General features: G+C 39.6%; 12 protein-coding genes and 2 pseudogenes. 5 read left to right on the top strand and 9 right to left on the bottom strand.

Features of this window, described 5'->3' with window-relative positions; genetic code table 11:
* Positions 1 to 22: 22 nt before the first annotated feature.
* The 3 genes from GBI16_RS16805 to GBI16_RS16815 all read right to left on the bottom strand — a co-directional run bounded on the left by GBI16_RS16805 (position 23) and on the right by GBI16_RS16815 (position 3,463).
* Complete coding sequence (locus GBI16_RS16805) at positions 23 to 679, bottom strand: HAD-IB family hydrolase (protein WP_086209356.1); 657 nt, start codon at positions 677 to 679, stop codon at positions 23 to 25.
* The gene (locus tag GBI16_RS16810) at positions 646 to 1,851 is read right to left on the bottom strand and encodes a DUF1615 family protein (RefSeq protein WP_086209355.1); all 1,206 of its coding nucleotides are present in this window, start codon (positions 1,849 to 1,851) and stop codon (positions 646 to 648) included. The genes GBI16_RS16805 and GBI16_RS16810 overlap by 34 nt, the downstream gene beginning before the upstream one ends.
* Before the next feature lie 217 nt (positions 1,852 to 2,068).
* On the bottom strand, positions 2,069 to 3,463 hold the full coding sequence (locus GBI16_RS16815) for a PLP-dependent aminotransferase family protein (RefSeq protein WP_151707509.1): 1,395 nt from the start codon (positions 3,461 to 3,463) through the stop codon (positions 2,069 to 2,071).
* A 126-nt stretch (positions 3,464 to 3,589) separates the two neighbouring features.
* Between GBI16_RS16815 and GBI16_RS16820 the strand changes: the two genes are divergently transcribed.
* Together GBI16_RS16820 and GBI16_RS19140 are read left to right on the top strand one after the other, a co-directional pair.
* Entirely contained in the window at positions 3,590 to 4,450 is an 861-nt protein-coding gene (locus tag GBI16_RS16820; RefSeq protein WP_151707510.1) for a DMT family transporter, read from the top strand.
* A 411-nt stretch (positions 4,451 to 4,861) separates the two neighbouring features.
* A pseudogene (locus GBI16_RS19140) lies at positions 4,862 to 4,927 on the top strand (hypothetical protein); the annotation flags it as partial.
* An 86-nt stretch (positions 4,928 to 5,013) separates the two neighbouring features.
* On the opposite strand, the gene GBI16_RS16825 reads toward GBI16_RS19140, so the two are convergent.
* From GBI16_RS16825 to GBI16_RS16850, 6 genes are read right to left on the bottom strand one after another with little or no spacing between them, the layout of a single operon-like run.
* Complete coding sequence (locus tag GBI16_RS16825) at positions 5,014 to 5,295, bottom strand: pyocin activator PrtN family protein (RefSeq protein ID WP_151707511.1); 282 nt, start codon at positions 5,293 to 5,295, stop codon at positions 5,014 to 5,016.
* A gap of 3 nt (positions 5,296 to 5,298) precedes the next feature.
* Positions 5,299 to 5,478: a hypothetical protein gene (locus tag GBI16_RS16830; RefSeq protein ID WP_151707512.1), complete on the bottom strand. Its 180-nt coding sequence runs from the start codon at positions 5,476 to 5,478 to the stop codon at positions 5,299 to 5,301.
* On the bottom strand, positions 5,471 to 5,692 hold the full coding sequence (locus GBI16_RS16835) for a hypothetical protein (protein WP_151707513.1): 222 nt from the start codon (positions 5,690 to 5,692) through the stop codon (positions 5,471 to 5,473). Before GBI16_RS16835 ends, GBI16_RS16830 begins: the two co-directional genes overlap by 8 nt.
* Positions 5,685 to 5,915, bottom strand: coding sequence for a hypothetical protein (locus GBI16_RS16840; RefSeq protein WP_151707514.1), 231 nt, complete (start codon positions 5,913 to 5,915; stop codon positions 5,685 to 5,687). The genes GBI16_RS16835 and GBI16_RS16840 overlap by 8 nt, the downstream gene beginning before the upstream one ends.
* Entirely contained in the window at positions 5,908 to 6,345 is a 438-nt protein-coding gene (locus tag GBI16_RS16845; RefSeq protein ID WP_151707515.1) for a hypothetical protein, read from the bottom strand. Before GBI16_RS16845 ends, GBI16_RS16840 begins: the two co-directional genes overlap by 8 nt.
* Entirely contained in the window at positions 6,332 to 6,640 is a 309-nt protein-coding gene (locus GBI16_RS16850; RefSeq protein WP_151707516.1) for a hypothetical protein, read from the bottom strand. Before GBI16_RS16850 ends, GBI16_RS16845 begins: the two co-directional genes overlap by 14 nt.
* 72 nt (positions 6,641 to 6,712) lie before the next feature.
* Between GBI16_RS16850 and GBI16_RS16855 the strand changes: the two genes are divergently transcribed.
* The 3 genes and pseudogenes from GBI16_RS16855 (at position 6,713) to GBI16_RS16865 (ending at position 8,524) form a co-directional block, all read left to right on the top strand.
* The gene (locus GBI16_RS16855; protein WP_215900693.1) at positions 6,713 to 6,880 is read left to right on the top strand and encodes a hypothetical protein; all 168 of its coding nucleotides are present in this window, start codon (positions 6,713 to 6,715) and stop codon (positions 6,878 to 6,880) included.
* Positions 6,834 to 7,778: pseudogene (locus tag GBI16_RS16860) on the top strand (hypothetical protein); the annotation flags it as partial. The gene GBI16_RS16855 and the pseudogene GBI16_RS16860, both read left to right, overlap by 47 nt.
* 89 nt (positions 7,779 to 7,867) lie before the next feature.
* Positions 7,868 to 8,524: a DUF5677 domain-containing protein gene (locus tag GBI16_RS16865; protein ID WP_151707517.1), complete on the top strand. Its 657-nt coding sequence runs from the start codon at positions 7,868 to 7,870 to the stop codon at positions 8,522 to 8,524.
* Positions 8,525 to 8,558: the final 34 nt, after the last annotated feature.

The raw sequence follows: 8,558 nt of genomic DNA on the forward strand, positions 1-8,558 counted from the left end.
AATATTAAGCATGCCTTAATAATTAACTAATTTGCCGATGATTGGGGTGATTAGAGAGGTCAGGAAGCTGTGCATCTGTTCCTGCAAAATAAGTGAAATCGGCTAAGGACAACATTTGCATATCTTCAACACTGTTGCCATAAGCATAAACAGCATGGTAGCGATCAAGCTCATATTTTTCTTGGATACGGACAGCCTTTTGCTCACAGCTACAATCAGGAGTTAGATAGCGTCCCGTATAACGCTGTTGATTTTGTTCTACCTGCGTGCAGATCAAATCAATCGAGAGTATTTCACACACATATTTTAAATAAATATCAATTGAAGCGGAGACTAAGACAACATCATCGCCTAAGTTTTGGTGTTGTTTAAGTTGGCTATACAACGCAGGATTAAGACCTTGAATGAGGCGCTCTGCATAGAGCTTTGCATGCATATCAATTTCCTTAATTTCGGCCTGTTTAAACATGGCCTGAAAAAGTTTCGGGCGCATTTGATGTGCAGGATAGAAACCTAAATAATAGCTTTGAATATAGGGGAGGACTTTTAGCCCTTGTAAAGCAATATGTCGCTTTGAATGCACATAGAAAATGAACCCTGTAAAACTGTCTTTTCCATACAGGGTGCCATCAAAGTCAAATAAAGCTAAATTTTTATGCGCTTTGAGCGTTGCATGCATGATTGGTAACGTCCATTGACACGGGTTGCAAACCAATTTGTATTGTAATCACGACTCAACTTTGGACCAGAAATCACGACTTCAGGCATCATGGCATAGAAAGGTTCCTTTTTTGTGACCTCTTGATAAAGTTTGGTCACTGCGCGATAAGTTGCAGTATCTTCAAACTTTTTCTCTTTTTCTTTCTTTAAATCTGAGCGAATCTGACGCGGTGTAACCAAAATGTTATGTTGAGCAAACACCGTAATCAATTCACGTTCAGACTGACTTTTTGCCGACTTAGGGGAGCCATCTTTGCCATAAAGCAATAAGTCACCATCTAAATCAAGTTCTGCTTCAGTTAAGTCATTTAGCATGCTTTGGAACGCAGCATTTCGGCTAGAGTACATGCCTGAGTTATAGTCAGCAAAGCGATAAAGGGGTTTGTCATAGTCAGCAGGATACATCATGAGTCGATGGATACCATAGTAAAGCCCCCCATACTGGCTATAAAGGTCTGTACGCAAGTCAGCCATACTGCCACCTTCGCGTTTATGTTCTTTAGCATAGCCAATGTGTACTTGCATTGATCCAAGGGTTGTAACGGGGTTCATTTTTTCACCAACGTCTTGCCCTACAAGTTTAGCAGCTCCAGTCAATGCACTGACGTGATAATGATTAGACATATAGTCAAAAATTTCACGGTAAAGCTCATCCAACTGACGTTCTGTTTTGACACGACGCATTTGGCTTAAATAGTTATCTTCAGGGCTTGGCTGTTCTTTTAGTACCTGCTGAAAATAGCCTGCAATGGTGCCACCAATGGCATCACCCAGTTTATCTTTAAATTTTTCATCCAAGCGTTCTTGAACTTCTTTTACTGCTTTCTCACCTAGACCATAGACCTCTGGGTCAGCCACAAAATTCGACTCTTGATCGACTACAGCAATAATTGAACACATATTCTCTTTGTTTTGAGGAATACCTAATTGTTCTGAAATTTCGTAGATATCTTTTGCCCATGAGCTTCGATCATTGACACGTCCTGGAATGATACGGGCAATTTGCTCGGCATTGAGCTTTGGCTCATCATCTGTCCACCATGAGCGATCACCACAGGCGGTTAAGCCTATAGATATGGCCAAGACACTTAATGTTTTTAAACCAGAAGAAAGAAACAGCTTTTTATTCATAAATAGAGAACACATGATAAAAGACAAGCTAGAACAGCAGATGCAGTATACTATGTTGGTCGAAAAAGTGATGAATTTTATATGTATATTGGTTGATGATAACTGTCAAATCATTTGATTGAGTATGGTTGTCATGTGAGGTCTATAGCCAAAATAAGGATTAAGACTGTTCTTTGTTATATGTTGGAAATAAAGAGATTAGGTTTTCTCGTTTTATTTATAACTCAACAGAATACTGTGCAAGAACTTTCTTTAAAGTCGAAAAAATGTGTTCATCCCTAGATTGGGCAACATTAAATCTTAAAAAGTTTTGAGCACTCAATGATTGGCTAAATGCATTTCCAGGGGCTAATACCACCCCATCTTTTAAACATTCTCTAGCAATAACGGCTGCATCCAAACCATCGGGAAGTTTACACCATAAAAACATACCTGATTGTGGCATGATCCATGGCTGAATTTTCAATGCTTCAAGTTTGGTAGCTACTTGCAGCATTTCATACGCTAATCGTGCGCGAATGTTTTCCATATGTTTTCGATAACCGCTGTCTTTTAATGCAATTAGCGCCATGTCAGCAGCCAGCCTTCCTCCCCCAAAAGAAGTGGCAATTTTTAAATCTATCAAATTTTCAATCCAAGATTCTTTAGCTGCGATGTAGCCACAACGTATAGATGCAGAAATTGTTTTGGAAAAACTACTGATGTGTATGACGCGATTTAGCCCATCAAAAGAGGCTAAACGAGGAGCGGGACTTTGTTCGAAGTCTGCGAAGATGTCATCTTCAACAATGACTAAATTAGTCTGATCAATTAGCTTTAACAAACGATGAGCGATTACTGGGGAAAGCACTGCACCTGTAGGGTTATGAATACCTGAATTTGTAATATACAGTCGCGGGGAGTGTTCTTCTAGAATGGATTCAAACACTTTTAGATCAGGGCCTATGGGGGTGTAAGGCACACTGATAATTTTAATACGATGGGCTTTTAGCAGAGCATGAAAGTTAAAATAACATGGGTCATCGACAATAACGGTATCGCCTGCTTCTAATAACAGCCGGCATATTAAATCAATTGCTTGAGTCCCTGATTCCGTGAGCATGATTTGATTGGAACATGCATCAATTTTAACTGAACTTAAGCGACGAGAAATAAATTGTCTTAATTCTGGGTGCCCCAGTGGTGTTGCGTATTCGACTAACTCTAGTGAATCTGCTTTTGCCATAGTCCGAAGTGCACGTCTCACCCCTGTTTCATATAACCAGTCTGGCGGGAGCCACCCACATCCTGGTTTTAAAACATTAACGCCTGTTTCAAGAGCTTGTCTAGAGACCCATAAAGGATCGACCTCCCGATCAAGCTGAGGTTCAATTTGAGTCAACGAAAGGGGAGCGATTGGTCCTGAGACATAAAAGCCAGAACTAGCTTTGGAAATAATCATGCCTTCCGCAATTAAACGTTCATAAGCCTCAACAACGGTAGAAATTGACACATGCATTGTTCGAGCTTGGAGCCGGACAGAAGGGAGTCGATGACCTGGTAAATAAGTACGAGAAGTAATTTTTAGCTTAATTTCTTGCATGACTGCATTAATACGGGTATGGCTTCGCATGACTTCACTCTAAGCTGTATTGGATTTATATACATAACAGTTTCTAATAATTGTACTGAATTGTTTCTGGTTTAAAAAGAGGGATTCATGTTCAACTTGAGTGGTTGAATATTTGAGACCTGTTAAATGAAAGTACTGAAAAATGGTTGGATCAATGGATTGATTGGTGTTGTAATTTTTGCTGGATCTCTACCTGCAACACGCGTAGCGATTGCAGACTTTACACCGATTTTTTTGACCAGTGCCCGTGCCACAATTGCAGGAGTATTTGGGTTAGCCTTACTCCTATTATTCCGTCAGCCACATCCACAGAAAAAGGAGATTCCTTCACTTGTGGTCACTGCAATAGGTGTAGTGATAGGTTTTCCATTGTTAACAGCTTTTGCACTACAGTCTGTTACATCTGCACATTCAATTGTTTTTTTAGGTCTGTTACCTATTTGTACCGCAATATTTGCTGTTATACGTGGTGGGGAGCGTCCCAAACCATATTTTTGGTTATTTGCACTTGCTGGAGCATCTTTTGTCGCAGGTTATACGGCTACTGGGGATATGGGAGTTTCTTGGAAGGGGGATATTCTCATGCTTATAGCAATTATTCTGTGTGGATTGGGTTATGCAGAAGGTGCGAAATTATCTCGAAATTTAGGCGGTTGGCAAGTAATAAGTTGGTCTTTGGTTTTATCTTTGCCGCCGATGTTATTTTTAACACTATTTACGATGCCGGCATCTTTTCATGCTACTAGTACATCTGCATGGATTGCATTGGGATATGTTTCATTTTTTAGCATGTTGTTGGGTTTTGTCTTTTGGTATCGTGGATTGGCACAGGGTGGAATTGCAGCTGTGGGGCAACTGCAATTATTTCAGCCTTTTATTGGGCTTGCATTGGCAGGATGGTTGTTACACGAAACAGTAAGTTGGATGATGTTAGTTGTAACTTTGGCTGCTGTACTTTGTGTTGTTGGGGCAAAAAATTATGCCTAAAGGAAAATTTTTATCCTCAGCAGTCGACTTTCAACATGGTGAGGGTTTTGTTTTGGGTTTAAGCGTGGATCATAAAACTCCTTTAAAGCTTTGGACATGTATTGAGATTCAGGATTTAGAGGGGTAGGGTTACAAGCATTTCAGGCGTTAGTTGCTTAATTATTTTTACGAATGGTTCGTAAATCTTTTTTATAAATAGTGGTATTCGACTCTTTGGGGAGAGCTGACCTTGTGCGACATAGTCTATTTTGTAATAAATATACCTGATTCTACTATTATTTAGATTACGAACCCTTAGTACTGCAATAGCAAAAGAAACCGTTTCTTCCATAAAAGAAGACCACATCATAAAAGATGAGCCGAAAGAATAGATGCAGTATACTGTTTCGGTCGAAAATATGATGAATCTATATGTATATTGGCCCATACCAACTTTCAAATAATTTGATTGTTGCACCGATGGCAGGTGGGTTAGATTTCTGAATATAATAATTATAATTCAATAAGTTAATGGTTAATTAGTGGCGTATGGCGTAAAAATGGCGTAATAAATTGAGGTGAAGTTAATTCACCTCTCTCCAATTTCTTTGAGATTCTTTTTGTAGTGAATCAAGCCATGCAGCTACATCAGCTAAATCCACAAAATATTCTGACTTATTACCATCAACTTTAAAAGCTGGAAAGGGAAGCTTGCACTTAGCTGCCCGTTGTTTTGCTGCTGCGATATCTAGATGAGGCATGTAATCTTCCACAATGTCTTTTAAGGCAACAACAGGTTTTTTATAACGCAGAATCAACATCATTGATATGTCGATTTGATCATTTTGATTTATTGCTACTCCCATTAATCATTCTCCTGCTTCAACTTCTGCCTTAGGTCCCTCATCGGGATACCCGTAATTAACTAAAATTTTGTACAGGGCAGAGGCTTGCTCCGCCGTGAATGTTTTGGTTGTGCCTGACTGGCCTATGACAAATGGTGCAAATTCCTCAGCAAGGTCTTGGGCGATGAGTTGGAGGTTAGTCATCACGGACACCTGCTGCAACTTCAGTCGGTGTTGCAATTCTTAATTCAGATGCAAAAGCATGAGCAAGGCCACCTGGTAATTCGATAATTACCATTTCCATACCACTACTTTTGTGCGTGCCGCGTTTTACTGTCATGATTAGTTTATTTGGAACAAGCTTATTTGAATAAACAACTTTGTCGTCAATTTTGAATTTTGTAGATGAATTACTCATGACTTTGCTCCTCTTCTAATTCACTTAAAGCATCGTTTGGATCTGTTGCTGTTAATTCAATTTGAGCTAAGCAAGCTAAATGCCACATGCTTTGCTCTGTTGGATGGGTTGATTCGTAAAGATTCCCATGGCGGTCTCTAATATGCTCATAACCAAGGTGTAGATAAAAGGCCTCGGCAAGTGCATGAGTCTGATCAACAATTTGTTTTGCGGTTCTACTCATGACTTTGCTCCCCAACCAAATATTCTTCATTAAAGATTCGACCTAGAAAGTCATTCATCTGTATAGAAGCAAGGCGGTATTGCTCGGATTCTTCACCACAACAAACAGTATTAAGCTCATCTTCTGTTAGTTGCGCTAAATCAGACTCAATTTTCATCAAATCGGCTTCTACTTCTCGAATTAACCAAGCTTCTAAAAGTTCATGCTTGACACCCAATGGCTCAAGACTATTTACCATCCCATTATCAAACCAAATCAATTCAGCTGCCTTTTTGATGCATGGGAAACCTTCAGTAAGGCGCTTGGATAGAATGTCTTCAAGCTCATCACCCGCTAAAATAAATGCATTAGGGAAATCTTCTGGGCCTGTACGATCAGGAAGCTCTGCAACATCACGAATGATTGAATTAATTTTTTCAATTAGAGTCATGGCTTTGCTCCTGTGCTTCGATCATTGCTTCAATAGCGCAGACGTGATTTTCAATTTCGTAATAATAATTTTCCTCATCACCATTGTTAAACATACGAATGCTTTGGGCGTGAAGTGCTAAAGACTCTGCATTTACCAAAACAAACCCATTAGGCACGGCTTGGGCTGTAGCTGCTTGCCACATCTGCCAACCTATTTGAGCTTTTGATGAAACATATTCACCATCTTCTTTTTCGAGTTCAGATGCCTTTCCACCGGCATTTAAATAAGCAGTTTCAAAGTTTTGAATATCCATAACACTCACCTTTATCGCTGCGGAACACTCGCAAATCACTGTCTTACGACTCAATCTGACTTGGCTCATGCCTTGGAATCAGATGCGGTTTTCTATTGTCATAAAGATATTGAGAATCTGGACTGTCCGACCAGTGAAGACAAGAAGCGTATGAAGCCATGCAAAGGCTGGGCACAGCATGCGAAGAAACATAAGGGAGGGCAATGCGACATCTGGCAAACAGGAACAATTGCAGATTGAACAATCAAATCAAACTTTGATGAAGATCATGGATAACTTTAGAGAAGCACGCACCTTAATAGGTGAGATGCTTCTCTCGATGATTGTTGAAGATATGGGAAGCCGTGAGCAAACTGTAGTTATTGAAGGTGATGCAGTACGTGAAGACCGTACAGTTGTAATCAACAAGCCAGAAGTAGATGAACTGGGTTACCCTTACGTATCCAATGACATACAGCGGATTCGTTTAAAAGTGGTACTTGATGATGTTCCAAGTTCTACAACATTCCGTGAGCAGCAATTAAACGCATTGTCTGAGATTACTAAGTCATTATCTGCTGAGATTCAAACTGCAGTATTGCCATATGTGATGGCTTTGACCGACATTCCATTCAAGAAAGATATTATTGAGTCCATTCGCCAAGCTACACAGGCTCCAACTCCTGAACAAGTCGAGCAACAAATCAAAGAAGCTGTTGAAAGAGCACTTGCTGATGCAGGTATTGATCTTAAACGCCGTGAGCTTGAACTCAAGGAACGTAAAGCTGGCAGTGAAATCCGTGAGATTGATGCACGTTCTGTGCAGATCGGTGTTCAAGCTGCTTATTCTGCAATGCAAGCAGGTGTACAGGTTGCTCAAATGCCACAAGTTGCACCAATTGCTGATGAGGTGATGAAAGGTGCTGGTTATCAGCGCCCTAATCCAATTGGTGATGATCCTAACTTCCCGACAGCGGAGCAGACAGCAGCACGTGATATACGTTCACCGTATTTAGAGGGTGAGGGTGCTCAGATAGGAAGTGAAGGACTGGCAGAGGTGCAGCAGAATACCAGTCCGATGAATCCAGCAGTGCCGCAGCAGGGTGGTACTGGAATGCAGGGGATTGAGACGGAGAGAGTAAGTGATAATTTAGGATAACGTCTTGACTTTTAAAAATTAAACCTCATTGTATGCAACACATTAAATGAATGCATTTATAAAAAATTTACTACTAAATGGAGCATACAATGCTAAGTACCGATTATTTTAAATTATTAAATGAACAATTTACTTCAGCTGAAGAGCTGTCAAAGCAGAAAAGTGCTAAGGGATTTTTAGGTCAAGAAATATTGAGATTTACCACAATTGCGGGGACGCTTTTGGGTAACATGAAACCAGATGGTCAATTTGTTTTAGATGATAGTGCATCGGTTGATGAGCGATACATCACACATCCATTGATTCGTTCATTGTTGGAAAACTTTTTTAAGATTATATACATTTTTGATGACAGCGAATCTGAAAGTGAGCGGTTCGAGAAAGCTGTAAATGGTTTTAAAGAAGATTATAGAAAGCTTTTCAATGATTTAAACCAAGATGCTTGGAAAGATTTTATGGATAAATACCATGATAGTCTTCAGGCCCCAAATAGTGCTTGGACAAGATTATCAAGGTTAAAAAATATAAACGATATGTTAAATGAGCTAAGAAATAATGATGGTAACAAGCTGCAATATCTATACCCACTATATCGGATTACAAGTTTTGATACTCATGGCAACAGCTTAAACGTATTTTTTGAGGAAACATTTGATGTATCATGTAATTTTCCTATTATAGATATTAAGTTTGCTTTGAATCTGATGGCCAGTGAGTATTTTGAATTGTTGGAAAAACATAAATAATCAACACGAATTATTTAAATGACTTAGGCAGACT

The organism is Acinetobacter sp. TUM15064 (assembly GCF_008980265.1).
Lineage (GTDB): Bacteria > Pseudomonadota > Gammaproteobacteria > Pseudomonadales > Moraxellaceae > Acinetobacter.

Coding starts and splice junctions, on each gene's coding strand:
- GBI16_RS16805 (WP_086209356.1), bottom strand. CDS start 679: ATGCATGCAACGCTCAAAGCGCATAAAAATTTAGCTTTATTTGACTTT.
- GBI16_RS16810 (WP_086209355.1), bottom strand. CDS start 1,851: ATGAATAAAAAGCTGTTTCTTTCTTCTGGTTTAAAAACATTAAGTGTC.
- GBI16_RS16815 (WP_151707509.1), bottom strand. CDS start 3,463: ATGCGAAGCCATACCCGTATTAATGCAGTCATGCAAGAAATTAAGCTA.
- GBI16_RS16820 (WP_151707510.1), top strand. CDS start 3,590: ATGAAAGTACTGAAAAATGGTTGGATCAATGGATTGATTGGTGTTGTA.
- GBI16_RS16825 (WP_151707511.1), bottom strand. CDS start 5,295: ATGGGAGTAGCAATAAATCAAAATGATCAAATCGACATATCAATGATG.
- GBI16_RS16830 (WP_151707512.1), bottom strand. CDS start 5,478: ATGACTAACCTCCAACTCATCGCCCAAGACCTTGCTGAGGAATTTGCA.
- GBI16_RS16835 (WP_151707513.1), bottom strand. CDS start 5,692: ATGAGTAATTCATCTACAAAATTCAAAATTGACGACAAAGTTGTTTAT.
- GBI16_RS16840 (WP_151707514.1), bottom strand. CDS start 5,915: ATGAGTAGAACCGCAAAACAAATTGTTGATCAGACTCATGCACTTGCC.
- GBI16_RS16845 (WP_151707515.1), bottom strand. CDS start 6,345: ATGACTCTAATTGAAAAAATTAATTCAATCATTCGTGATGTTGCAGAG.
- GBI16_RS16850 (WP_151707516.1), bottom strand. CDS start 6,640: ATGGATATTCAAAACTTTGAAACTGCTTATTTAAATGCCGGTGGAAAG.
- GBI16_RS16865 (WP_151707517.1), top strand. CDS start 7,868: ATGCTAAGTACCGATTATTTTAAATTATTAAATGAACAATTTACTTCA.